The following is a 25,074-nucleotide window of genomic DNA, read 5'->3' on the forward strand; positions in this document are numbered from 1 at the left end:
CTTGCCCAGGAATCAAACAAGCTTGGCCCCGGGGATCGCTGCAATGCCAACTGGGTCACAAGTTTCGGACCGGCGGTTCAAGCTGCCACTTTCCCAGCCGACAACCTGAAGACAGGAGACCTTTATGTTGCCACCCATGCTCCCTTTGAGCGCCGTACCCGTCACCGCTCAACAGGATCCGGTTCGCCAGCGACCGGACATACCGCCCGTGGTCCCGGTGCAGCAAAGCTCCAACGAAAGCACCATCGACCTGAAAAACCGCGACCCGGAAGAGGCCGCGTTGCTGTTGCGCGAGGAGCAGCGTCGCCGGCAGGAGCGTGACAAGCGCCACCGCGAGGCCGATGAAGACCCTGAAGAACACCTGGCCGTACCGGGCACCGAACTCAACGCCGACAACACCGTGCCGGTGGTGCCGCTGATAGACGACGAGTCGCGCCAGGGCTTGTGGGTCGATATCCAGATCTGATTCAGGTGTTTGCCGACGTACGCAGGCTGGTCAATGCCGCCGACAGCCCGCATCATGGGTGCATCCGCAATTCACTGCATGATGCCCACACGCCATGAGCCAAGACGACAAGCTGATCGACCTCAGTGCCGAACGCGCCAAGCGCGTTCACGACCTCAACGAAAAACGCCTCAATGAAGTCCGTCAGGCTTTCGAGCAGGCCATGCCGTTGGGCAAGACCAAGAAAAAGTCGAAAAACAAACCGAAAAAGCGCTGAACCCCCTCGATCCATTGATGCAGATCAGTTATTTCCCCACCTTTTCGCCCGCTTGCGGGCGTTATTGACCCCGGTCAATTTTCATCCAGGCCTGATTGGTTAACTTGAACCCATCGCAACAGGGGCAAGACCAGGAGGCCAGTCATGTTTTTCGATAATGTGGTGTTTGCCGGAGTGCTGACGGTTGGCCTCATGGTCGTATTTTTCGCAGGCTTTGGATTATTCATCTGGAAAGACGCACACAAGCGCAAAAAACCGTAGGTCTTTCCGGTTACAACGAGCACGCAAGGCATTTTGGGCGACTTCGGTCGCCCTTTTTTTTTGGGCAAATTTCCCCTGCTTGACACAAAACAACTGTGTGAGCGTTGGGCATAAAAAAAGGTGCGAGCCGCAAGGGTCGCACCTTCTTTTTTGAGCCGCTGGAATCAGCTGCCTAGGGCCTTGGACGCCAGCCAGAACAGCGCGGCGGACAGCGCTACCGTCGCCGGCAGGGTCAGCACCCAGGCCAGCAGGATGGTACGGACGGTGCCACCTTGCAGGCCGCTCTTGTTGGCGACCATGGTGCCCGCCACGCCCGAGGACAGGACGTGGGTGGTGGAAACCGGCAGGCTGAAGATGTTCGCCATGCCGATCATGCACGCGGTGGTGATCTGCGCCGACATGCCCTGGGCGTAGGTCATGCCTTGCTTGCCGATCTTCTCGCCGATGGTCAGGACCACACGCTTCCAACCGACCATGGTGCCCAGGCCCAGCGCCAGGGCGACTGCCAGGATCACCCAGAACGGGGCGTATTCGGTGGTGGCGGTCAGGTCCTTGCGCAGCTTGTTCAGGTCGTCTTTTTCACGGGCTGCCAGGCCTGGCAGCTTGCCGACCTTCTTCGCCGTGTCGTCCAGGCAGAGCAGGTAGCGACGAACCTCGATGCGTCGTTCCGACGGCAGCGAATGGTAGTCCGCCACGCCTTTGAGCGTGTCGAGCAGGGCGTTGATGGTCGGCTCTGTCTGCTGCGGGTTGCAGCGGAATTTCTCTGGCAGATCGCCTTTCACGCTTTTGCCCAGTGCCAGGTATTCACCCAGGGACTCGCTGTTGCGTTGGTAGAACTGGCTCAGGTGCAGGGTCGCGTCACGGGTCCGCTCAATCTGGTAGGTGGTGCTGCCCAGGTCGAGTACGAACTGCGCCGGCACGATACCGATCAGCACCAGCATGATCAGGCCGATACCTTTCTGACCATCGTTGGAACCGTGGACAAAGCTGACGGCCATGGCCGAGATCACCAGCACCAGGCGGTTCCAGAACGGCGGGTGCTTCTTGTCGTCGATCTGGCGGCGCTGTTCCGGCGTCTTGTGCATCTTCGACAGCGGACGCCACCATTTCAGGCTGATCAGCACCAGGGCGGCGATCAGGAAACCGGCCATGGGCGAGAACACCAGGGAGGCGCCGATATCGATCGCCTTCTGCCAGTTCACCCCGTCGGCCAACGGAATATCGTTGATCAACGCGTTGGCCAGGCCCACGCCGAGGATCGAGCCGATCAACGTGTGGGAACTGGACGCCGGGATACCGAAGTACCAGGTGCCCAGGTTCCAGGTAATGGCCGCTGCGAGCAGCGAAAACACCATGGCCAGCCCGTGTCCGGTGTTCACATTGATCAGCAGTTCCACGGGCAGAAGGTGAACGATGGCATACGCCACCCCCACACCACCCAGCAGCACGCCGAGGAAATTGAACACGCCGGAAAAGAACACCGCCAGATGAGGCGGCATGGCTTTGGTGTAGATAACAGTGGCAACCGCGTTAGCGGTGTCATGAAAGCCGTTGATGAACTCGAAGGCGAGGACAAAAGCCAGGGCGAGCAAGAGGCTCACAAGCACCCAAGCATCCAGTCCGCTGAATAAATCGATCATGAAGGTTTTCTGACCCGGTCATAAGGGGGCGCGATTATGCCAGAAAACCTCGGTAATCGATGCATTGCCTGCTCATCGGTAACATTCTTCAACGAAATAATTTGCAGGAAAGCCTCTGGGGCGAGGTTTTCCGCGGGGTGCGTAACCCTTTGATTAGGTAGCGCAAAGCGCACCCGAACAGGATCGCCGCCCACTGACGGACGCCTCACGCGGTTGTATGAAATATCTGAAAAGGCGGTCGGCCATGACCCTTCCCGGCCGTCGGACGGGGACGGATGGCGGCCCGCTCATGGCGGGCGTGCGCTACGGTTTCCGGTCTGGGTGGCGGCCGGAGACCTCTTCACAAGAACATCAGGCCCAGAGCGTCATTGCTCTTCGGCTTTGAGTTCTTTTTCCATTTTCTGGAGTTCCTGGGTGAAGGCCTGGTCCTGAACGGTGGCGCGCTTACGCCAGGGTTTGCGTTCCGGTTCAGGTTGCGCGGCGTAGGTGGTGACTTCCCCGCCGTAAACTTCCTTGTAACGTTGTTCCTGGCGCTCAAGTTCCGCGCGCAGTTCGTCTTTCGTCACAGTTTTACCTAATTAATTGAAATTGAATCTGGTGATACGCACTGCATGCAGAACATGCAGACGGCCACGGCACCAGAGCTGACAGCTGACGTAGCATCAGGGCTTCGTGTTGTTGCCAATACAGGGGAAGCGACCCTAGAGTTGCTTCGGGCGCCACGGTATTAACCAAAGGTGCCGGCGTACGGGAGCGGTCGATTGGCCGTACCGTCGCTGAATTGCATTATAGCGGTCCAGCTGAATAACACTATCGGGAAAAATTCGAAGGGCCTGTTGTTTGTGTGAATTGATGTTTGTATGTGCAAACTTGTGTCAATCAGGTTTCAGAAGATGCCTGCTAGTGCAGGTATCCTGATGCCCTTCAAGGCGACAAGTTCAATATTGGCCACCCCTTCCGTCAAATCGCTTGTCACTCTTGCTCAACTTGTTATCGAGCGTTCGACGGCTGGCAAATCCATGATGGCTGGCGGGATTGCGATTATCGGTTGCTGGTTCGATAATCGAACACTGTTGGCGGTCCGACCCTTGTCTGTCCGTCAGGCAGCCGCTTGTAATAGCCGTCATTCCCGGGGAAGGACCAGACATGAACGACCAATTGCGCAATGCTTTCACTTCAGTCGCGCCACCGATCGTCGCTTCGCCGGCCAAGCGGATCCAGGCCCTGACCGGCGATCCTGATTTCATGACGTCCCTGGCCCGCGGATTGGCTGTGGTCCAGGCCTTCCAGGAGCGCAAGCGGCACCTGACCATCGCCCAGATCAGCCATCGCACGGAAATCCCTCGCGCCGCCGTCAGACGTTGCCTGCATACCTTGATCAAGCTCGGCTACGCCACCACGGACGGACGCACCTATTCGCTGCTGCCCAAAGTGCTGACGCTGGGGCACGCCTATCTGTCCTCGACGCCTTTGGCTGTTTCTGCCCAGCCGTACCTGGACCGCATGAGCGAGCAACTGCACGAAGCCTGCAACATGGCCACGCTTGAAGGCGACGATATCCTCTATATCGCCCGGTCAGCCACCACCCAGCGCCTGATTTCGGTGGATCTGTCGGTCGGCGGGCGCCTGCCAGCCTACTGCACCTCAATGGGCAGGATTCTCCTGGCGGCCCTGGATGATGCTTCGTTGCGCGACTACCTCGACCACGCCGACCTGCAAGCCAAGACCAGCCGCACCTTGCATACCCCCGAGGCATTGCTCGAATGCCTGGAACAGGTACGGCAGCAAGGCTGGTGCATCGTCGACCAGGAACTGGAACAGGGCCTGCGTTCGATTGCCGTGCCGGTGTACGACGCTTCCGGCCAGGTGGTGGCGGCACTCAACGTCAGTACCCATGCCGGACGGGTCAGCCGCAATGAGCTGGAACAGCGTTTCCTGCCAGGCCTGCTGGGGGCCAGTCGCGACTTGAGCGCGCAGCTGTTCACTTAAGCTGTTCGATAAACGCACACAGTCGGCGGCGATGAATTGACGGTATTTGCCTGCCCTCATTAATGTCGCGCAGCGTCATCCGGCGGGTTTCGCCGGTCCCTGATCGTTCGCCTGCGTTTATCGCGTGGAATAAAAATAAAATGAACCAGCCCCAGACCTCCGTAGGCAACTGCCTCGACGTGCAGTCCTTCATCAATGCCCAACCCATTTCGCGCTACCAGTGGCGGGTGGTGATTCTCTGTTTCCTGATTGTTTTCCTCGACGGCCTCGATACAGCGGCCATGGGCTTCATCGCCCCGGCGCTGTCCCAGGACTGGGGCATCGATCGCGCCAGCCTTGGCCCGGTGATGAGCGCCGCGCTGATCGGCATGGTTTTCGGCGCATTGGGCTCAGGGCCGCTGGCTGATCGCTTCGGACGAAAAGTCGTGCTGGTGGGCGCGGTCCTGTTGTTCGGCGCGTTCAGCCTGGCGTCGGCCTACAGCACCAACGTCGATCAATTGCTGGTACTGCGTTTCCTGACCGGCCTGGGATTGGGCGCCGGGATGCCGAACGCCACCACCTTGCTCTCGGAATACACCCCGGAACGCAAGAAATCCCTGTTGGTGACCAGCATGTTCTGCGGCTTCAACCTGGGCATGGCCGGCGGCGGGTTCATCTCCGCCAAGCTGATACCGGCGTTCGGTTGGCACAGCCTGCTGCTGATTGGCGGGATCCTGCCGTTGATCCTGGCGGTCGTGTTGCTGTTCTGGCTGCCAGAGTCGGCGCGTTACCTGGTGGTGCGCAATCGCGGTACCGACAAGGTGCGCAAGACCCTGGCGCCGATCGACCCGAACACGGTGGCCCAAGCGGCGAGCTTCAGTGTGCCGGAACAGAAAACCGTGAAAGCCCGCAACGTGCTGGCGGTGATCTTTTCCGGTACCTACAGCGCCGGCACCTTGCTGCTGTGGCTGACCTATTTCATGGGTCTGGTGATCGTCTACCTGTTGACCAGCTGGCTGCCGACCCTGATGCGCGACAGCGGCGCGAGCATGGAGCAGGCAGCGTTTATCGGTGCGCTGTTCCAATTCGGCGGCGTGTTGAGCGCCGTCGGGGTGGGTTGGGCGATGGACCGGTTCAATCCGCATAAGGTCATCGGCATTTTCTATCTGATGGCCGGGGTGTTTGCCTACGCGGTGGGGCAGAGCCTGGGCAACATCACCTTGCTCGCGACCCTGGTGCTGGTGGCCGGCATGTGCGTCAACGGCGCGCAATCGGCGATGCCTTCCCTGGCCGCGCGTTTCTACCCGACCCAAGGCCGCGCCACCGGTGTCTCGTGGATGCTGGGCATCGGTCGTTTCGGCGCGATCCTCGGCGCCTGGATGGGCGCGACCCTGCTGGGCCTGGGCTGGAACTTCGAACAGGTCCTGACCGCCCTGGTCATCCCAGCAGCTCTGGCGACCACGGCAGTGGTGATCAAGGGCATGGTCAGTCATGCGGATGCGACCTGAGCCCACGACCTAACCCCAGTGGAACTCCTGTGGGAGCGGGCTCTGTGTGCTTGGGCGAATATAGATAGCCAAACAACAATCTGTTCGATAAACGAACACTCAGTCGATTATCGGATTGTTTGGCTTTTCCCCCAGGCTTAATCTTCAGTCACTCCGGCGCTTAACCTCGCGCCTTTTTCTTCATGTCGGTCTACTGGAAAACGGGAGCCTGCCCCATGGCTGAAATCCTTTCGCTGCACGACGCGGTGAAGCAATTCGTCAACGACGGCGATACCGTCGCGCTCGAAGGCTTCACTCACCTGATTCCTACGGCGGCGGGTCATGAAATCATTCGTCAGGGCAAGAAAGATCTGACCCTGGTACGCATGACGCCTGACCTGATCTACGACCAGTTGATCGGCGCCGGTTGTGCTCGCAAGTTGATTTTCTCCTGGGGCGGCAACCCTGGCGTCGGATCGTTGCACCGCTTGCGCGATGCTGTGGAGAAACAATGGCCGCACCCGCTGGAGATCGAGGAACACAGCCACGCCGACCTGGCCAACGCCTACGTCGCTGGCGCCTCCGGCCTGCCGTTCGCAGTGCTGCGAGCCTACGCCGGTTCCGACCTGCCGAAGGTCAACCCGCTGATCAAGAGCGTGACCTGTCCTTTCACCGGTGAAGTATTGGCCGCTGTACCTTCGGTGCGCCCGGACATCACGGTGATCCACGCTCAGAAAGCCGACCGCAAGGGCAACGTGCTGCTGTGGGGCATTCTCGGTGTGCAGAAAGAGGCCGCCCTGGCCGCCAAGCGTTGCATCGTCACCGTGGAAGAAATCGTCGACGACCTCAATGCACCGATGAACGCCTGCGTGCTGCCGACCTGGGCATTGAGTGCCGTGTGCCTGGTACCGGGTGGTGCCCATCCGTCCTACGCCCACGGTTACACCGAGCGTGACAACCGTTTCTACCAGGCGTGGGATCCGATCGCCCGGGACCGTGAGACCTTTACCGCCTGGATCAACGAATACATCCATGGCACTAAAGACTTCAGTGAATTCCAGGCCAGACTGGCAGCCGCTTCGCAGGTGAAACCATGACTTACTCCACCAACGAAATGATGACCGTCGCCGCGGCGCGTCGCTTGAAGAACAATGCCGTGTGCTTCGTTGGCATCGGCCTGCCGTCGAAAGCGGCCAACCTGGCGCGGCTGACGTCGTCGCCGGACGTCGTGCTGATCTACGAATCCGGCCCGATCGGTGCCAAGCCCAGCGTACTGCCACTGTCCATCGGCGACGGTGAGCTGGCGGAAACCGCTGATACCGTCGTACCGACCGGTGAGATTTTTCGCTACTGGCTGCAAGGCGGACGCATCGACGTCGGTTTCCTCGGCGCAGCCCAGGTCGACCGTTTCGGCAACATCAACACCACGGTGGTGGGCGACTACCATCAGCCGAAAGTCCGCTTGCCGGGTGCCGGTGGCGCGCCGGAAATCGCCGGCTCTGCCAAGAGCGTGTTGATCATCCTCAAGCAGTCGGCTCGCTCGTTTGTCGACAAGCTGGATTTCATCACCTCGGTCGGCCACGGTGAAGGCGGCGATTCGCGCAAACGCCTGGGCCTGCCGGGCGCCGGTCCCGTCGGTATCATCACCGACTTGTGCATCATGGAACCGGAAGCCGACACCCATGAGTTCGTGGTCACCGCGCTGCACCCTGGCGTGACCCGCGAGCAAGTCATTGCGGCCACCGGGTGGGCGATTCGTTTCGCCGATCAGGTGCAAACCACCGCCGAACCGACCGAAGTGGAGCTGCGCGCACTGCGCGACCTGGAAGCTCGTACCGCGGCGGCCCACGGCCAGGCACCGGGAGAAGCCTGATGCGCGACGTTTATATCTGTGATGCGATTCGAACCCCCATCGGTCGGTTTGGCGGCGGTTTGTCCGCCGTGCGTGCCGATGACCTGGCGGCCGTGCCGATCAAGGCGCTGATGGAGCGCAACCCATCGGTGGACTGGAGCGCGGTGGACGAAGTGTTTCTCGGCTGCGCCAACCAGGCCGGCGAAGACAACCGCAACGTGGCGCGCATGGCGCTGCTGTTGGCGGGCCTGCCGGAAAGCATTCCCGGCGTGACCCTCAACCGTCTTTGCGCCTCGGGCATGGACGCCATCGGCACGGCGTTTCGCGCCATCGCCAGCGGTGAAATGGAACTGGCCATCGCTGGCGGCGTGGAGTCGATGTCCCGTGCGCCGTTCGTAATGGGCAAGGCCGACGCGGCGTTTTCCCGCAACATGAAGCTGGAAGACACCACCATCGGCTGGCGTTTCATCAACCCATTGATGAAAGCCCAGTACGGTGTGGATGCGATGCCGCAGACCGCTGATAACGTGGCTGATGACTACGCCGTGTCCCGCGCCGACCAGGACGCTTTCGCCTTGCGCAGCCAACAGCGCACGGCAGCGGCCCAGGCGGCAGGGTTCTTTGCCGAAGAAATCGTTCCGGTGCGCATCACCCATAAAAAAGGCGAAACCGTGGTCGAGCAGGATGAGCATCCTCGCGCCGACACCACGCTGGAAACCTTGAGCAAACTCAAGCCGGTCAACGGCCCCGACAAGACCGTCACCGCCGGCAACGCCTCGGGTGTCAACGACGGCGCGGCTGCACTGATCCTGGCGTCGGCCGAAGCGGTGAAGAAACACGGCCTGACGCCGCGCGGCAAAGTGCTGGGCATGGCCAGTGCCGGCGTGGCGCCCCGAGTGATGGGCGTCGGTCCGGTGCCGGCGGTGCGCAAGCTCACTGAGCGTCTGGGCCTGGCGGTCGCGGATTTCGATGTGATCGAACTCAACGAAGCTTTTGCCAGCCAGGGCCTGGCGGTGTTGCGCGACCTCGGTCTGGCGGACGATGCGCCTCAGGTCAACCCGAACGGCGGGGCCATCGCCCTCGGCCATCCCCTGGGCATGAGCGGGGCGCGCTTGGTGTTGACGGCGTTGCACCACCTGGAAAGGACCGGCGGCAAGAAAGGCCTGGCGACCATGTGCGTCGGAGTCGGCCAGGGTCTGGCGCTGGCGATCGAACGCGTCTGACGCGTCGTTCTACTAATAAGAAATCGAGGAACGCTGCATGACTGACAAGCCTGGTTATCGTCGCCCCCAAGCGGGCACCCAGCCGGAGTATCTGCACCCACCGTACCAGTCCACCAACCTGCGCTCGCCGTCCAAGCCGTTGGTGTTCCTGCCTCATTCGCTGTCGGAAATTACCGGCCCGACTGTCGGTGCCGACCGCTTGCAGGAGAAGGACCACGACCTGACTGCCCAGCATGCCGGCGAGCCGCTGGGGGAGCGGATCATCATTCACGGGCGCGTGCTGGATGAGCATGGCCAGCCGGTGCCGGGCATCCTGGTAGAGATCTGGCAGGCCAACGCCGCCGGTCGCTACAACCACGACCGCGACAACCATGACGCGCCGCTGGACCCGAATTTCACCGGCACCGGTCGTACCGTCACCGACGCCGACGGCTGGTATCAGTTCCAGACCATCAAGCCTGGGGCCTATCCGTGGGGCAACCACCACAACGCCTGGCGCCCGGCGCACATCCATTTTTCACTGTTCGGGCCGAGCATTCTGACGCGCCTGGTGACGCAGATGTATTTCCCTGGCGACCCGTTGCTGGCCTACGACCCGATCTACAACTGCGTGCCGGACACCCGTGCCAAGGAACGCCTGATCGCCAGTTTCGACCTGGAAAAAACCGTCCCTCACTACGCCCTCGGTTACCGCTGGGACATCGTCTTGCGCGGCCGCGATGCCACGCCGATGGAGAAATAAGATGACGCTCACCGCCACCACGTCCCACACCGTTGGCCCGTACTACCACATCGGCCTGACCTGGCTGAACCGCGAAGACTTGACCGTCACACAAACCCTCGGCCAGCGCGTGGCGATCACCGGGCAGGTGGTCGACGGCAATGGCCAGTTCGTCAACGACGCGATGCTGGAAGTCTGGCAGGCCAACGCCGCCGGCAAATACGCCCACCCGGAAGACGACCAGGACAAACCCCTGGACCCGCACTTCGAAGGCTTCGGCCGGGTGCCGGTGGATGCCGAAGGGCGCTTCCGCTTCACCACCATCAAGCCGGGCACTGTGCCAGGGTTGAACGGTACGACCCAGGCACCGCACCTGGTGGTGCTGGTGTTCGCTCGCGGGTTGGTCAAGCATTTGCTGACGCGCATCTACTTCGACGGCGAACAGGCCAACGAAACCGACCCGCTGCTGGCCTGCGTGCCTGAGGAGCGTCGCGCCACGATCGTGAGCAAACCCGATGCGTCGGGCGTGTACCAGTGGAACGTGATCCTGCAGGGCACGGATGCCGAGACGGTGTTCTTCGATTACTGAGTGATGGGCGATTTTGTGGCGAGGGAGCTTGCTCCCGCTCGGCTGCGAAGCAGTCGCAAACCCGGCTAGCACGACCGGCCTGATACACCGGGTCGTCAGCTTGGGCTTGCTGCGCAAGCCAGCGGGAGCAAGCTCCCTCGCCACAGAGATGCTGCAATCCCTGTGGGAGCAAGGCTTGCCCGCGATAGCGTCAGTCCAGGCAATGCAATACTGTGGAACGGGACTGTTACTAAGTGTGTCTAGAACTTCGTCAGTCCCCAACGAGTGAGTAACCCATGGCCACCCCAATCAGCCATTACACCGGTGAAGAACGCAGCAAGCGCATCTTCGCCATCGTCGGCGCCTCATCCGGCAACCTGGTCGAATGGTTCGACTTTTACGTCTATGCGTTCTGTGCGATTTATTTCGCGCCGGCATTCTTCCCCTCGGACAACCCTACGGTGCAACTGGTCAACACGGCCGGTGTGTTCGCCGCCGGGTTCCTGATGCGACCCATCGGCGGCTGGATTTTCGGCCGGGTGGCGGACCGTCACGGGCGCAAGAACTCGATGATGATCTCGGTGCTGATGATGTGCTTCGGTTCGTTGCTCATCGCCTGCCTGCCCACCTACAAGGACATCGGCGTCTGGGCGCCGCTGCTGCTGTTGTTCGCGCGCTTGCTGCAGGGCCTGTCGGTAGGTGGCGAATACGGCACCACCGCCACCTACATGAGCGAAGTCGCCCTCAAGGGCCAACGTGGCTTTTTCGCCTCGTTCCAGTACGTGACGCTGATCGGCGGGCAACTGCTGGCGGTGTCGCTGGTGGTGATCCTGCAACAGTTCCTCAGCGAAGACGAACTGCGCGCCTATGGCTGGCGGATTCCATTCGTGGTGGGCGCTGTGGCTGCGTTGATTTCCCTGTTCCTGCGACGCTCCCTGAAGGAAACCAGCAGCAAGGAAATGCGCGAGAACAAGGACGCTGGCAGCATCGCGGCGCTGTTTCGCGACCACAAGGCTGCGTTCATCACCGTGCTGGGCTACACCGCCGGCGGCTCGCTGATTTTCTACACCTTCACCACCTACATGCAGAAATACCTGGTGAACACCGCCGGCCTGCACGCCAAGACCGCCAGCTACATCATGACCGGCGCGCTGTTCCTGTATATGTGCATGCAGCCGTTGTTCGGCATGCTGGCGGACAAGATTGGCCGGCGTAATTCCATGCTCTGGTTCGGTGGCCTGGGGGCGTTGTGCACGGTGCCGATCCTGCTGACCCTCAAAAGCATCAGCAGCCCGTTCCTGGCGTTTGTCCTGATTACGTTGGCGCTGGCGATTGTCAGTTTCTACACCTCCATCAGTGGCCTGGTGAAAGCGGAAATGTTTCCACCTGAAGTGCGGGCACTGGGAGTAGGGTTGGCTTACGCGGTGGCCAATGCGATTTTTGGCGGTTCGGCGGAGTACGTTGCCTTGAGCCTGAAGGCCCAGGGCATGGAGAACGCCTTTTACTGGTATGTCACGGTGATGATGGTGGTGGCGTTCCTGTTCAGCCTGCGCCTGCCCAAGCAGCCGGCGTATTTGCACCACGACCTTTGACCCAACCGCGCCGGCCGTGAGGCTGGCGCATCCAAGGACTGTTTATGAGCGAACGACCGGGCAATCAGCTGTTCGATGCCTACTTCACCGCCCGCGACATGCGCGAGGTGTTCTGCGATGCGGGGCGGGTCCAGGCCATGCTGGATGTCGAAGCCGCGCTGGCCCGGGCCGAGGCTCGGGTAGGGTTGATTCCCCAAGATGCGGTGGCGCCGATCGAGAACGCCTGCCGTGCCCAGCTGTACGATTTTTCCGCGTTGAGCGATGCGATTGCCAGTGCCGGCAATTCGGCGATCCCGTTGGTCAAGGCGTTGGGCAAGCTCATCGCCACTGAGAGCGCTGAGGCCGAGCGCTATGTGCACCTGGGCGCGACCAGCCAGGACGTGATGGACAGCGGGCTGGTGCTGCAACTGCGCCAGGCGTTGGGCTTGATCGAGGCAGAGCTGGCGCAGTTGGCCGGCATCCTGGCCCGCCAAGCCGAACGCTACGCCGCCACGCCGCTGGCCGGGCGCACTTGGCTGCAACACGCGACACCGGTGACCCTGGGCATGAAAATCGCCGGTTGGCTGGGGGCGATCACCCGCAGTCGCCAACGTTTGAAAGAACTCAAGCCGCGCTTGCTGGTACTGCAATTCGGCGGTGCCTCCGGAACGCTCGCCGCGTTGGGTGAACAGGCGCTGCCTGTCGCCGAAGCCCTGGCCGCCGAGTTGCAACTGAACCTGCCGGAACAGCCGTGGCACACCCAGCGCGATCGCCTGGTGGAGTTCGGCGCGGTGCTGGGTTTGATCGCCGGCAGCCTGGGCAAACTGGGCCGCGACATCAGCCTGTTGATGCAGACCGAGGCCGGCGAAGCGTTCGAGCCGTCGGCGCCGGGCAAGGGCGGTTCGTCCACCATGCCGCACAAGCGCAACCCGGTGGGCGCGGCAGTGCTGATCGGTGCGGCGACGCGAGTGCCTGGCTTGTTGTCGACGCTGTTCAGCGCCATGCCCCAGGAACACGAGCGCAGCCTGGGCCTGTGGCACGCCGAATGGGAAACCCTGCCGGAGATCTGCTGCCTGGTGTCCGGTGCCTTGCAACAGGCGCGGCTGCTGGCCGAAGGGCTGGAAGTGGACGCGGCGCGCATGGCCCGCAACCTGGAACTGACCCAGGGATTGGTGCTGGCCGAAGCGGTGAGCATCGTCCTGGCCCAGCGTGTGGGGCGCGACACGGCGCACCATCTGCTGGAGCAATGCTGCAAGCGCGCCGTGGCCGAGCAACGGCATTTGCGTGATGTGCTGGGGGATGAACCTCAGGTCACTGCGCAGCTATCCGCGACCGAGCTTGATCATCTGCTCGACCCGGCGCACTACCTTGGACAAGCCCAGACCTGGGTCGCCCGGGCCGTGGCCGAACACCTTGCCTTGAACGCCTGAAAGGAGATTGTTGTGGGATTCGTCAAACTCGCCGAGGGCGATCTGAACTATCGTTTTGATGGGCCGCAAGACGCCCCTGTGTTGGTGCTCTCCAATTCCCTGGGCACTGACCTGCACATGTGGGACGAGCAGGTCGCGGCTTTCAGCGAACACTTTCGTGTGCTGCGCTTCGACACGCGCGGCCACGGTCAATCGCTGGTGACCGAAGGCCCCTACAGCATCGAACAACTGGGCCGTGATGTGCTGGCGATGCTTGATCAGTTGAACCTCGACAAGGTGCATTTCTGTGGCTTGTCCATGGGCGGGTTGATCGGCCAGTGGCTGGGGATCAACGCCGGCGAGCGCCTGCACAAACTGGTGGTGTGCAACACCGCAGCCAAGATCGGCGACCCGACGGTGTGGAACCCGCGAATCGAAACCGTGCTGCGTGACGGCAAGGCGGCGATGGTGGCGTTGCGCGATGCCTCGATTGCCCGCTGGTTTACCCCTGACTTTGCCGAGGCCCAGCCTGCGACGGCAAAAAAAATCACCGACATGCTCGCCGCCACTTCGCCTCAGGGCTATGCGGCCAACTGCGCGGCGGTGCGTGATGCCGATTTTCGCGAGCAGTTGTCGTCGATTCGCGTACCGCTGCTGGTGATCGCCGGCACCGAAGATGCCGTGACGCCGCCGTCGGGTGGGCACTTTATCCAGGAGCGGGTCCGTGGGGCCGAGTACGCCGAGTTCTACGCCGCGCACCTGTCCAACGTCCAGGCCGGCGCCGCGTTCAGCGCGCGGGTGCTGGATTTCCTGCTCGATTCCGGCCGTGCCTGAGGAGTTTTTTGTGGACGAGAAACAACGTTACGACGAAGGCATGCAAGTGCGCCGCGCGGTGCTGGGCGATGCCCACGTCGATCGCAGCCTCAATGCCCTGACCGAGTTCAACAGCGAATTCCAGGAGATGATCACCCGCCACGCCTGGGGTGACATCTGGACCCGCCCGGGCCTGCCGCGCCATACCCGCAGCTTGATCACCATTGCCATGCTGATCGGCATGAACCGCAACGAAGAACTCAAGCTGCACCTGCGCGCCGCCGCCAACAACGGCGTGAGCCGCAGCGAGATCAAGGAAGTGATCATGCAGAGCGCCATCTACTGCGGCATCCCGGCAGCCAATGCCACCTTCCACCTGGCCGAATCCGTCTGGGATGAACTGGGCGTCGAATCGCGGGCTTGAGAACCACCGCCAGTCCCTGTGGGAGTCAATACTGTGGGAGCAAAGCTTGCTCGCGATGCAATGCCACTGACCCACCGCCATCGCGAGCAAGCTTTGCTCCCACACTGGATCTTCAGTGAGCACTGATTTTGTGCTCGGCACTGATTCCCTGTGGGAGCGAGCCTGCTCGCGATGACGGTGGTACAGCCTCTCTCCTTGTCTGGCTTTTACAGCAAGCTGATCGGGTAGCTGACAATCAACCGGTTCTCATCGAACTCATTGGTGCTGTAATCCCGACGCATCGTCGAGTTACGCCACTTCACATTGAGGCTCTTCAGCGCGCCGCTCTGCACGGTATAAGCCAGCTCACTTTCACGGCCCCATTCCTTGCCATCGTCGACCGTGGCGGTGTGCACGTTGTCGCCGCTGATGTAGCGGTTCATCAGGGTCAGGCCCGGCACGCCGACGGCGGCGAAGTTGAAGTCGTGGCGCACTTGCCAGGATTTTTCCTGGGCGTTGTCGTAGCTGGAGTTGTAGCTGTCGTTGGCCAGGGTACCGCCGCTGGTGCCGTTGACGCGCATCCAGGCGTCATCGCCGCTGAGTTTTTGCAGGCCGACGTAGAAGGTGTTGCCACCGAATTTGGCCGAGAGCATGGCGAACGCGGTTTTGTTGTCCAGGTCGCCGGCCAGGGCGCTGCCGTCTTCCTTGCCGATGAAGTAGCCGAGGTTGGCGCCCAGGGTCCAGTCGCCGATAGGCTGGCTGTGGGTCAGGTTGAAATATTTTTGCTGGTAGATGTCGGACAGTTCCGAGTACCAGACGCCGACCTGGGTGCGTTTTTCGTTGAAGGCGTATTCACCGCCGCCGAAGTTGAAACGGTCGGAGGTGAACGCGCCGCGGCCGTTCATCGACATGTCTTCCATGCTCGCGTCGTTGCGCGGGCTGTTGGCGCGGAATTGCCCACCGTAGAGGCTCAGGCCGTTGATTTCGGTGGAGGTCACCTGGCCGCCGCGGAAGGTTTGCGGCAGGGAGCGGCCATCGTCGGAACGCAGGATCGGCAGCACCGGCATCCATTCACCGACCTTCAGTTCGGTCTTCGACACCTTGCCCTTGAGGGCCACGCCCAGGCGACCGAAGTCGTCGGCGGGGCGACCATCATCATGCACAGGCAGCAATTGTGTACCGGCCGTGCCACGGCCGCCGTCGAGCTTGACCGAGTACATGCCCAGCACGTCCACGCCGAAACCGACCGTACCCTGGGTGAAGCCGGACTTGGCGTCGAGGATGAAACTCTGGGTCCATTCCTCGGCTTTGCCCTGGGCATTGTTCGGGTTGGTGAAGTTGCGGTTGATGTAGAAGTTGCGCAGGTTGAGGTTGACCTTGGCATCCTCGACAAACCCCGATTCCGCAGCCAGGACGGGCAGGGCGGTACTGGTCAGGGCTACGGCAATGAGGCTGGGGAGAAGGTGCGGTGTGGGCTTCATGGGCGTTGTCTCTATTTTTTGTGGACGAAGCGAGTCGTTGCCGCACGTTTGAGGTGCTGGCGGTAAGGGTGGAGCCAGGGGCGTCAGGGTGATCGAGGATCAGCCGGGTGAGGCGGGGTGTAGGGGCATGGCGTCGAACCTGTTGTTATTGGTTTTGTGCGAGCGATGGTGAAGGGCCGCCCGGGATCGGTTCAATTGCCGATTGTGGGTTTTGGGCGATTATCGAACGGCAAAAAACTGATTGGATGGACGCATTCCACTGTGGGAGCGAGCTTGCTCGCGATGGCGGCCTGTCAGTCTTGGCTGAGTACGATATCCATTGCTGCGGTAACGGCGGCTTAGGGTTCCGCCCTGACGGCGGCTCACTTTTGAAGAGCGCAAAAGTAAGCAAAACGCTCCTGCCCCACCACTTGGCACCTCGCCTAGGCTCGGTGTGCCCTCACTCCGGCATTGCTCCGTGGGCCCGCCGCGAAGGGCCATCCATGGCCCAGCGCGGCTACCTCGGCATCCATGCCGAGGTGCCCACTGCGCAATGCCTGCGTGCGGCCATCGTGGTTAACGGGGCGCCCGAGATCAACGTCCACCACGAGGCGGCCTAGTAGCCGACCTGGTTCTTTGATGATCGCGTTCCTACTGTGGGAGCGGGCTTGCTCGCGAAGAGGCCGGAGCATTCAACATCTCCAACGACTGTGCCATCGTCTTCGCGAGCAGGCTCGCTCCCACATTGGGTCAGTGGCGACCTACAGATTTGCGGGCACTGCAAATCCCTGTGGGAGCGAGCCTGCTCGCGATAGCGGTGGACCAGCCTGCATCAGCGTTGGATGTGCCGCCGTCTTCGCGAGCAAGCTTTGCTCCCACAGATCTGATGGGTGTACGACCAGGAGAGTCAGGTCGGCTCTAAGGCCGCCTCGTGGCGGACGTTGATCTCGGGAGCCCCGTTAACCACGCTGGCCGAACGCAGGCATTGTGCAGTGGGCATCCCGGCATGGATGCCGGGATAGCCGTGCTGGGCCATGGATGGCCCTTCGCGGCGGGCCCACGGAGCAATGCCGGAGTGCGGGCATGCCGAGCCCTAGCGAGGCACCGAGGGGTGGGGCAGGAGCGCTTTGGTTACTTTCGCGCTTTTCGAAAGTGACCCGCCGTCAGGGCGGAACCCTAAGCCGCCGTTACCGCAGCAATGGATATGTACCCGATCAACAAAATCTTGGCCAGCCGTAAGGCCGCCATCGCGGGCAAGCCTTGCTCCCACATAGGCCAGCGTTAAAGCGCACACAAACAAAAAGCCCACCTTTCGGTGGGCTTCATGTTCAGCATTCAAACATCAATCAGAACAACTTCATCTTCGGCGCTTCTTCTTTCACCGGTTCGTTCTTGCCCGTCTCGGCATTCCAACCACCGCCCAATGCCTTGTACAGATTGACCTCGCTGGTCAGTTGCGCAAGACGGTCAGTGATCAGCGATTGTTGCGCGCTGAACAACTGGCGTTGGGCGTCGAGGAAGGTCAGGTTGCTGTCGACGCCGATGCGGTAGCGACGCTCGGCCAGGCGGTAGTAGTCCTGGTTGGCAGCGACGAAGTCGGTCTGGGCCTGCAACTGTTCGTTGTAGGTCTGACGCGCGGCCAGGCCGTCGGAGACTTCCTGGAAAGCCGTCTGAATCGACTTCTCGTACTGCGCGACGTTGATGTCTTTCTGGATCTTGGCGTAGTCCAGGCTCGCGCGCAGGCTACCGGCGTTGAAGATCGGCAGGTTGATTTGCGGCGCGAAGGTCCAGGTGCCCGAACCACCCTTGAACAGGCCGGACAGGTCCGGGCTCAGGGTGCCGGCGTTGGCCGTCAGGCTGATGCTCGGGAAGAACGCTGCCCGCGCGGCGCCGATGTTGGCGTTGGCGGCCTGCAGGTTGCGTTCGGCCTGGAGGATGTCCGGACGACGTTGCAGCAGGTCCGACGGCAGCCCGGCCGGCACTTCGCTGAGCAGGTCATCGCTCAACGGTTGCGAGCTCAGGTTGGCCGGCAGGCCGGTGCCCAGCAGCAGGGTCAGGCTGTTTTCGTCCTGGGCGACCTGGCGGGTGTACCGGGCCAGTTGCACGCGGGCGTTTTCCACGGCGGTGCGCGCCTGGCTCAGGTCCAGGGCCGAGGCCACGCCGACTTCGGCGCTGCGCGAGGTCAGCTTGAAGCTTTGCTCGTAGGCCCCGAGGGTTTCCTGGGTCAGCTTGAGCAGTTCCTTGTCGGCCTGCCAGGTCAGGTAGGCATTGGCGACGTTGGCCACCAGGCTGATCTGGGTGCTGCGCCGGGCTTCTTCGGTGGCGAAGTAGCTTTGCAACGCTTGCTCGCTCAGGCTACGAACCCGACCGAACAGGTCCAGTTCATAGGCGCTGATGCCCAAGGTCGCCGAGTAGGAACTGCTGATCGCCGCTTCACCGGTTTGCGAAGCCCGTGCCGGTACCCGCTGGCGGCTGCCGGAGCCGGTGGCCGAGACCGCCGGAAACAGGTCCGCGCGCTGGATGCGGTACTGCGCGGCGTAGGCATCGATGTTCAGCGCCGCGACGCGCAGGTCGCGGTTGTTTTCCAGGGCGACCTGGATCAGCTGTTGCAACGCCGGGTCATGGAAAAACTGCTTCCAGCCTTGCTCGGCGGCGGCCTGGCCGGGCGCATTGGCCGCCTCGTAGGCCGGCCCTTGCGGGTATTGCGCCGCGACCGGTGCTTCGGGCCGCTGATAGTCGGGGATCAGCGAGCAACCGCTGAGCACGACGGCGGCGATGGTCAGGGAGAGTAGCGACTTGCTCATTGGCCAGCCTCTTTGGAAGTTTCAGGAGTGTCGTGCTCGTCGGTATTTTTGCGACGGCCTATCGACGACACGGTCACGAAGAACAATGGCACCCAGAAGATCGCCAGGATGGTCGCGGTCAGCATACCGCCGATCACACCGGTACCGATGGCGTGCTGGCTGCCTGAACCGGCGCCTGTGGAGATCGCCAGCGGGACCACACCGAGGACGAACGCCAGGGACGTCATGATGATCGGCCGCAGACGCATCCTACAGGCTTCAACGGCGGCTTCCACCAGGGTTCGGCCCTGTTCGTGGAGTTCCTTGGCGAACTCCACGATCAGAATGGCGTTTTTCGCCGCCAGGCCGATGGTGGTCAGCAAGCCCACCTGGAAGTACACGTCGTTGGACAGGCCGCGCAGGCTGGTCGCCATCAGGGCACCGATGATCCCCAGCGGCACCACGAGCATGACCGCGATCGGGATCGACCAGCTTTCATACAATGCTGCCAGGCACAGGAACACCATCAGCAGCGACAAGGCGTACAACGCTGGCGCCTGGGAGCCCGACAGACGTTCCTCGTAGGACAGGCCCGTCCAGGAAATGCCGACACCGGCCGGCAGCTTCTTGGCGATGGCTTCGACTTCGGCCATGGCTTCACCGGTGGAATAGCCAGGCGCCGGGGTGCCGAGGATTTCCATCGCTTCCACGCCGTTGTAACGAGCCAGTTTCGGCGAACCGTAGACCCACTCACCCTTGGCGAACGCCGTGAACGGCACCATGGTCCCGGCGCTGTTGCGCACGTACCACTTCTGCAGGTCTTCGGGGCTCATGCGCGCGTTCGGCTGGCCCTGGACGTACACCCGTTTCACCCGACCACGGTCGATGAAGTCGTTCACATAGCTACTGCCCAAGGCAATCGACAGGGTGTTGTTGATCTCCGAGAGGGTAATGCCCAGGGCACTGGCCTTCTCGTCATCGATTTCCAACTGGTATTGCGGTTCATCGTTCAGGCCGTTCGGACGCACCTGGGCCAGTATCTTGCTCTGGGCCGCCATGCCCAGGAACTGGTTGCGGGCTTCCATCAGCTTGTCGTGACCGATGCCGGCGCGATCCTGCAGGAACACGTCGAAACCGGTGGCGTTACCCAGTTCCATCACCGCTGGCGGGGCGAAGGCGAACACCATCGCGTCGCGGAAGGTGAAGAAGTGTTGCTGGGCGCGGCCGGCGATCTTGAACACGGTGTTATCAGCGTTACGCTCTTCCCACGGCTTGAGCATGATGAACGCCAGGCCGGAGCTCTGGCCACGACCGGCAAAGTTGAAGCCGGTCACGGTGAACACCGAGGCCACGCCATCACCTTCGCCGCCGTCCTTGCTCGGCCGCAGCAGGAACTCACGCATCTTGTCCACCACCACCTGGGTACGCTCGGCGCTGGAACCGGCCGGTGTCTGCACCTGGGCAAACAGTACGCCCTGGTCTTCTTCCGGCAGGAACGCCGTCGGGATGCGGGTGAACAGCCAGACCATGCCAACCACGATGATGATGTAGGCCAGTAGGTACGGGGCCTTGTGCTTGAGCATATTGCCCACGCCCCGTTCGTAGCTCCTGACGCCACGGTCGAAGGTGCGGTTGAACCAACCGAAGAAGCCGCGTTTCGGCGTGCCGTGCTCACCCTTGGGGATTGGTTTGAGCATGGTGGCGCACAGGGCCGGGGTGAAAATCAGGGCCACCAGGACCGACAGGGCCATGGCCGAGACGATGGTGATGGAGAACTGCTTGTAGATCACACCGGTGGAGCCGCCGAAGAACGCCATCGGCAGCAATACCGCCGAGAGCACCAGGGCGATACCCACCAGGGCGCCCTGTATCTGGCCCATGGATTTCTTGGTGGCTTCCTTGGGCGACAGGCCTTCTTCGCTCATTACCCGTTCGACGTTTTCCACCACGACGATCGCGTCGTCCACCAGCAAGCCGATGGCTAGCACCATGCCGAACATGGTCAGGGTGTTGATGCTGAAGCCGAACGCCGCGAGGATGCCGAAGGTGCCGAGCAGTACCACGGGTACGGTCATCGTGGTGATGATGGTGGCGCGGAAGTTCTGCAAGAACAGGAACATCACCAGGAATACCAGTACGACCGCCTCGACCAGGGTTTCAACCACACCCTTGATCGATTCGCTCACCACCGGCGTGGTGTCGTAGGGGAACACCACTTCCAGACCTTGCGGGAAGAACGGCTTGAGGTTTTCCACGGTCTGGCGCAGGGCCTTGGCCGTGTCGAGGGCGTTGGCGCCAGTCGCCAGTCGCACCGCCAGGCCGGAGGCCGGGGCACCGTTGAACTGCGCGTTGATGCTGTAGTTCTCACCACCCAGGGCCACATCGGCCACGTCGCCGACACGTACTTGCGAGCCGTCCGGGTTGACCTTGAGCAGGATTGCCTTGAACTGCTCGGCGGTCTGCAAGCGGGTCTTGCCGATAATAGTGGCGTTCAGTTGCTGGCCGGGCATGGCCGGCAGGCCGCCGAGCTGGCCGGAGGCGATCTGGACGTTCTGCGCGGTAATCGCCGTGCTCACATCCACCGGGGTCAGGTTGAAATTGTTCAGCTTGGCCGGGTCGAGCCAGATCCGCATCGCGTATTGGGCGCCGAAGACCTGGAAGTCACCGACACCAGCGGTGCGCGAGATCGGGTCCTGCATGTTGGACACGATGTAGTTGGACAGGTCTTCCCGGGTCATGCTGCCGTCGCGCGACACCACGCCGATCACCATCAGGAAGTTTCTCACTGACTTGGTCACGCGGATGCCCTGTTGCTGCACTTCTTGCGGCAGCAGCGGGGTGGCCAGGTTCAGCTTGTTCTGGACCTGGACCTGCGCGGTATCGGAGTTGGTGCCTTGCTCGAAGGTGGCAGTGATGGTCATGCTGCCGTCGGAGTTACTTTCCGACGATACATAACGCAGGTTGTCGATGCCGTTGAGCTGCTGCTCGATCACCTGCACCACCGTGTCCTGCACGGTTTGCGCGGATGCGCCCGGGTAGGTCACCTGGATCGCAATGGCCGGCGGCGCAATGCTCGGGTACTGGTTGATCGGCAACTTGAGGATCGATAGAGCCCCGACCAGCATGATCACCAGGGCGATCACCCAGGCGAAAATCGGACGGTCGATAAAAAATTTCGACATGGTTTACTCCCCTTTGCCGCCGGCGGCTTTATCAGCTGCCTGTGCGGGGGCCGGGTTCTTGGTATCGACGTTGGTGGCTTCGGTGGCTTTGACTTCCACGCCAGGGCGTACGAACTGCAACCCTTCGGTGATCACGCGATCGCCGGCCTTGAGCCCGTCTTCGATCAGCCATTGGCTGCCAACGGTGCGGCTGGCCTTGAGCTGACGCAGTTCGACCTTGTTGTCGGGGCCAACGACCAGGGCGGTCGGCGCACCCTTGAGGTCACGGGTCACGCCTTGCTGCGGGGCGAGGATCGCCGCGCTGTTCACGCCGGCCTGCAGTTGCGCATGGACGAACATGCCCGGCAGCAGGGTGTGGTCAGGGTTGGGGAATACGGCGCGCAAGGTCACCGAGCCGGTGGTCTGGTCGACCGACACTTCGGAGAACTCCAACTTGCCTTCGTGCGGATACTGGCTGCCGTCTTCCAGGGTCAGCTTGACCATGGCGGCGTTATCGCCGGCCTTTTGCAGGCGGCCGCTTTCCAGCTCTCGGCGCAGTTGCAGCAGCTCGACCGAGCTCTGCGTCACGTCGACATAGATCGGGTCCAGTTGCTGGATGGTCGCCAGGGCATCGGTCTGGCCGTTGCTCACCAGCGCACCTTCGGTGACCGAGGAACGACCGATACGGCCGGAGATTGGCGCGTAGACCTTGGTGTAGCGCACATTGATCTGGGCGGTCTGCAGGTTGGCTTCCGACTCCAGGCGGTTGGCCACGGCGGTGTCGTATTCCTGACGGCTCACCGCCTGTTCGTCCACCAGTTGCTTGTAGCGGTCGGCAATCGACTTGGTGGAACGCAGGTTGGCCTCGGCGCTCTTGAGGGTCGCTTCATAGACGGCGGGGTCGATCTGGTACAACTGCTGGCCGGCCTTGACGTCGGCGCCTTCCTTGAACAGGCGCTTGAGAATGATCCCGTTGACCTGTGGCCGTACTTCCGCGACGCGGAACGCGCTGGTGCGCCCCGGAAGTTCCGACGTCAGGGTGAAAGGCTGGGTCTTGAGGGTTACGACGCCGACCTGAGGAGGCGGAGGAGCAGGTGCGGCCTCTTCCTTTTTGCATCCGCTGAGCAGCGATGCCAGGGCGATGGCAGTAACCAGGGCAGTAACAGCTGGCTTGAATTGCATGGAAATCCTCGGGTCCAGGCGCGCAACTGGCGCACTCGAAAGGTGGAAAGGTAAAAAGGCGCACTATTTCAATTAGTAGGATGCTAAGAAATATACTTACGTACATGGTTGTTTGTAAACAGCCAAATTGCGTAACATCCGGATTTACAAAAGCCTGACAAAGGCCAGCGTAGATCGGGGACGCGTTCCAAGAGACGTCGCCTCATATTTTGTTCCGTTGATTCTTACGCATTGCTGACGCGTTGCTGACGCATCCTGATTGAGGTGTTTACTGCCATGGTCCGTCGTACCAAAGAGGAAGCCCAGGAGACTCGCAGCCAGATACTCGAAGCGGCCGAACAAGCTTTTTTCGAGCGAGGCGTGGCGCGTACGACCCTGGCCGACATCGCGACACTGGCCGGTGTGACGCGTGGTGCCATCTATTGGCATTTCAGCAATAAGGCGGACCTGCTCCAGGCCATGCTCGATACCCTGCACGAGCCCCTTGATGAGCTGGCCCGTGCCAGTGAAAGGGAAGAAGAGCTTGATCCGCTGGGCTGTATTCGCAAGCTGCTGGTCCGGTTGTTCCAGGACGTGGCCCTGGACCCGAAAACCCGGCGCATTAATGAGATCCTGTTCCATAAGTGTGAATTCACCGATGAAATGTGCGATTTGCGCCAGCAGCGACGCGAGGTCAGCCTCGACTGCAATGTGCGCATCGCCCTGTCGTTGCGCAATGCGATGAAACGCGGCCAGTTGCCGGATGATCTGGACCCCGAAAGGGCGGCAGTTGCCATTCATGCCTATATCGACGGCATTTTGTACCAGTGGCTTCTGGCCCCCGACAGCTTCGCCCTGGCGGCTGAGGCCGAGCGCTGGGTGGAGATCGGGCTGGACATGCTGCACTTGAGCCCCAGCCTGCGCAAATGAAACAAAATGCGTAATTGCGTCGGTTTGTGTCGATACATCCGCGTAAGGGTGCTTTTATAAACCGACACTGGCGCGGTTGATAGGCAATTGGCGGCGAATTTTGTAGGAAATTTGTTTCGCGCCTGTCAACACGGATGAGAATTCCGGTCAGACAAGGGCGTCTGAAGCGGTAGGCAGATGCCCCGTCAGACCGATCTGACGGGGCCGCCTGTTCAGCTCAGTGTGATTTCCACGGTAAAACCATACGGTTCCTCATTGGACGAATGAATGATCCGGGTCACGCATTTCATGGCGGTTGTGCCGATAGAGGCCACCTTGTTTGTCCGTACGGGCGTCAGCGTTGGTGAAAAAACACCGAAAGAAGTATTGACGTGCAAACCGAAGTCGAAGCGAAAGCCGAGTGCCTGGTCGCCAAATATAATAGAGCGCTTGAAGATGTCCTGGCTGCGACTGCCCAATGGCCGGGAATAAAAGAAGTCGAACTTCAAGGCCTGGATGTCCCAAGGGAGAATGTTCATGAATGCTTGTTCGTTGGCACTCAAATTGAGATTGTTTTCACCGACCTCAAGAGCCTGCTCGGTATGATTGATTAACTTCACCAGGAAACGGCTGCGGTTTGGGCGCACGCTTTCCTGTTCCCAGGTTTGAAGCTGTCGGTTGACATCATCGTTCTGCCTGGCCTTTTCCATCAAGGCTTTGAGCACCTGGGTGTAGTCTTGCGTGTCGAGCGACTTAATGTATTCGTACAGTATTGTCAGTGGCGCGTAGTTGAATTGGGAGAGTAGGTTTTCATAAAAGCTGCTGGTCGGTTGAGTGTTTTCAGTTAAGTTGTTCACTTTGAATTCCTTTTCAATAGTGCTTATTAGTGGCTGTGCTGCGACAGTTCGGTTTGTTTTGTTGTTGGCGATAATATGATGAGTTGAACGGTTTTTAGAAAGTTT

The 25,074-nt window shown here is 61.3% G+C and carries 23 protein-coding genes; 16 read left to right on the plus strand and 7 right to left on the minus strand.

Annotation, left to right across the window (positions count from 1 at the left end):
* Positions 1 to 124: 124 nt before the first annotated feature.
* The 3 genes from HU749_RS07855 to ccoM all read left to right on the plus strand — a co-directional run bounded on the left by HU749_RS07855 (position 125) and on the right by ccoM (position 983).
* On the plus strand, positions 125 to 466 hold the full coding sequence (locus tag HU749_RS07855; protein WP_014336958.1) for a hypothetical protein: 342 nt from the start codon (positions 125 to 127) through the stop codon (positions 464 to 466).
* 94 nt (positions 467 to 560) lie between these two features.
* Positions 561 to 722, plus strand: coding sequence for a hypothetical protein (locus HU749_RS07860; RefSeq protein ID WP_095963529.1), 162 nt, complete (start codon positions 561 to 563; stop codon positions 720 to 722).
* A 144-nt stretch (positions 723 to 866) separates the two neighbouring features.
* Positions 867 to 983: a cytochrome c oxidase subunit CcoM gene (gene ccoM, locus HU749_RS29395; RefSeq protein WP_014336959.1), complete on the plus strand. Its 117-nt coding sequence runs from the start codon at positions 867 to 869 to the stop codon at positions 981 to 983.
* Between the two features lie 164 nt (positions 984 to 1,147).
* Here ccoM and HU749_RS07865 read toward each other — a convergent pair whose 3' ends face one another.
* Complete coding sequence (locus HU749_RS07865; RefSeq protein WP_041475774.1) at positions 1,148 to 2,623, minus strand: inorganic phosphate transporter; 1,476 nt, start codon at positions 2,621 to 2,623, stop codon at positions 1,148 to 1,150.
* A gap of 365 nt (positions 2,624 to 2,988) precedes the next feature.
* Positions 2,989 to 3,189, minus strand: a complete 201-nt coding sequence (locus tag HU749_RS07870) for a hypothetical protein (RefSeq protein ID WP_003184509.1) — start codon at positions 3,187 to 3,189, stop codon at positions 2,989 to 2,991.
* Between the two features lie 580 nt (positions 3,190 to 3,769).
* Between HU749_RS07870 and pcaR the strand changes: the two genes are divergently transcribed.
* The 11 genes from pcaR to pcaC all read left to right on the plus strand — a co-directional run bounded on the left by pcaR (position 3,770) and on the right by pcaC (position 14,659).
* Entirely contained in the window at positions 3,770 to 4,612 is an 843-nt protein-coding gene (gene pcaR / locus HU749_RS07875; protein ID WP_014336961.1) for a pca regulon transcriptional regulator PcaR, read from the plus strand.
* A 140-nt stretch (positions 4,613 to 4,752) separates the two neighbouring features.
* Positions 4,753 to 6,099, plus strand: a complete 1,347-nt coding sequence (gene pcaK, locus HU749_RS07880; RefSeq protein WP_046065668.1) for a 4-hydroxybenzoate transporter PcaK — start codon at positions 4,753 to 4,755, stop codon at positions 6,097 to 6,099.
* A 215-nt stretch (positions 6,100 to 6,314) separates the two neighbouring features.
* Positions 6,315 to 7,175: a CoA transferase subunit A gene (locus tag HU749_RS07885; RefSeq protein WP_003198638.1), complete on the plus strand. Its 861-nt coding sequence runs from the start codon at positions 6,315 to 6,317 to the stop codon at positions 7,173 to 7,175.
* On the plus strand, positions 7,172 to 7,951 hold the full coding sequence (locus HU749_RS07890; RefSeq protein WP_014336962.1) for a CoA-transferase subunit beta: 780 nt from the start codon (positions 7,172 to 7,174) through the stop codon (positions 7,949 to 7,951). Before HU749_RS07885 ends, HU749_RS07890 begins: the two co-directional genes overlap by 4 nt.
* Complete coding sequence (pcaF, locus tag HU749_RS07895; protein WP_172436122.1) at positions 7,948 to 9,153, plus strand: 3-oxoadipyl-CoA thiolase; 1,206 nt, start codon at positions 7,948 to 7,950, stop codon at positions 9,151 to 9,153. Before HU749_RS07890 ends, pcaF begins: the two co-directional genes overlap by 4 nt.
* Before the next feature lie 37 nt (positions 9,154 to 9,190).
* On the plus strand, positions 9,191 to 9,895 hold the full coding sequence (gene pcaH / locus HU749_RS07900; RefSeq protein ID WP_186651920.1) for a protocatechuate 3,4-dioxygenase subunit beta: 705 nt from the start codon (positions 9,191 to 9,193) through the stop codon (positions 9,893 to 9,895).
* A 1-nt stretch (position 9,896) separates the two neighbouring features.
* A complete protein-coding gene (gene pcaG / locus HU749_RS07905; RefSeq protein ID WP_018610921.1) occupies positions 9,897 to 10,463 on the plus strand; it encodes a protocatechuate 3,4-dioxygenase subunit alpha in 567 nt (188 codons plus the stop codon).
* Between the two features lie 275 nt (positions 10,464 to 10,738).
* Positions 10,739 to 12,034, plus strand: coding sequence for an MFS family transporter (locus HU749_RS07910; RefSeq protein WP_079303720.1), 1,296 nt, complete (start codon positions 10,739 to 10,741; stop codon positions 12,032 to 12,034).
* Positions 12,035 to 12,078: 44 nt separating this feature from the next.
* A complete protein-coding gene (locus HU749_RS07915; protein WP_079303722.1) occupies positions 12,079 to 13,443 on the plus strand; it encodes a 3-carboxy-cis,cis-muconate cycloisomerase in 1,365 nt (454 codons plus the stop codon).
* Between the two features lie 12 nt (positions 13,444 to 13,455).
* The gene (gene pcaD / locus HU749_RS07920; protein WP_046065673.1) at positions 13,456 to 14,256 is read left to right on the plus strand and encodes a 3-oxoadipate enol-lactonase; all 801 of its coding nucleotides are present in this window, start codon (positions 13,456 to 13,458) and stop codon (positions 14,254 to 14,256) included.
* A gap of 10 nt (positions 14,257 to 14,266) precedes the next feature.
* On the plus strand, positions 14,267 to 14,659 hold the full coding sequence (gene pcaC / locus HU749_RS07925) for a 4-carboxymuconolactone decarboxylase (RefSeq protein WP_014336968.1): 393 nt from the start codon (positions 14,267 to 14,269) through the stop codon (positions 14,657 to 14,659).
* Positions 14,660 to 14,865: 206 nt separating this feature from the next.
* Here the strand turns inward: pcaC and HU749_RS07930 are convergent, their stop codons facing one another.
* Positions 14,866 to 16,119, minus strand: coding sequence for an OprD family porin (locus HU749_RS07930; RefSeq protein WP_079303723.1), 1,254 nt, complete (start codon positions 16,117 to 16,119; stop codon positions 14,866 to 14,868).
* A gap of 410 nt (positions 16,120 to 16,529) precedes the next feature.
* Here HU749_RS07930 and HU749_RS07935 point away from each other — a divergent pair, with 410 nt between their 5' ends.
* A complete protein-coding gene (locus tag HU749_RS07935) occupies positions 16,530 to 16,718 on the plus strand; it encodes a nucleoid-structuring protein H-NS (protein ID WP_217870597.1) in 189 nt (62 codons plus the stop codon).
* Positions 16,719 to 17,444: 726 nt separating this feature from the next.
* Here the strand turns inward: HU749_RS07935 and adeC are convergent.
* From adeC to HU749_RS07950, 3 genes are read right to left on the minus strand one after another with little or no spacing between them, the layout of a single operon-like run.
* Positions 17,445 to 18,902, minus strand: coding sequence for an AdeC/AdeK/OprM family multidrug efflux complex outer membrane factor (gene adeC / locus HU749_RS07940; RefSeq protein ID WP_014336970.1), 1,458 nt, complete (start codon positions 18,900 to 18,902; stop codon positions 17,445 to 17,447).
* A complete protein-coding gene (gene emhB, locus HU749_RS07945) occupies positions 18,899 to 22,063 on the minus strand; it encodes an efflux RND transporter permease subunit EmhB (RefSeq protein ID WP_186652546.1) in 3,165 nt (1,054 codons plus the stop codon). The genes adeC and emhB overlap by 4 nt, the downstream gene beginning before the upstream one ends.
* A 3-nt stretch (positions 22,064 to 22,066) precedes the next feature.
* Positions 22,067 to 23,224: an efflux RND transporter periplasmic adaptor subunit gene (locus HU749_RS07950; RefSeq protein ID WP_079303729.1), complete on the minus strand. Its 1,158-nt coding sequence runs from the start codon at positions 23,222 to 23,224 to the stop codon at positions 22,067 to 22,069.
* 276 nt (positions 23,225 to 23,500) lie between these two features.
* On the opposite strand from HU749_RS07950, the gene HU749_RS07955 reads away from it, so the two are divergent.
* On the plus strand, positions 23,501 to 24,133 hold the full coding sequence (locus tag HU749_RS07955; RefSeq protein ID WP_014336973.1) for a TetR family transcriptional regulator: 633 nt from the start codon (positions 23,501 to 23,503) through the stop codon (positions 24,131 to 24,133).
* 212 nt (positions 24,134 to 24,345) lie between these two features.
* Here the strand turns inward: HU749_RS07955 and HU749_RS07960 are convergent, their stop codons facing one another.
* The gene (locus HU749_RS07960) at positions 24,346 to 24,969 is read right to left on the minus strand and encodes a hypothetical protein (RefSeq protein ID WP_186652547.1); all 624 of its coding nucleotides are present in this window, start codon (positions 24,967 to 24,969) and stop codon (positions 24,346 to 24,348) included.
* Positions 24,970 to 25,074: the final 105 nt, after the last annotated feature.

Source organism: Pseudomonas ogarae, assembly GCF_014268695.2.
Classification (GTDB): domain Bacteria; phylum Pseudomonadota; class Gammaproteobacteria; order Pseudomonadales; family Pseudomonadaceae; genus Aquipseudomonas; species Aquipseudomonas kilonensis.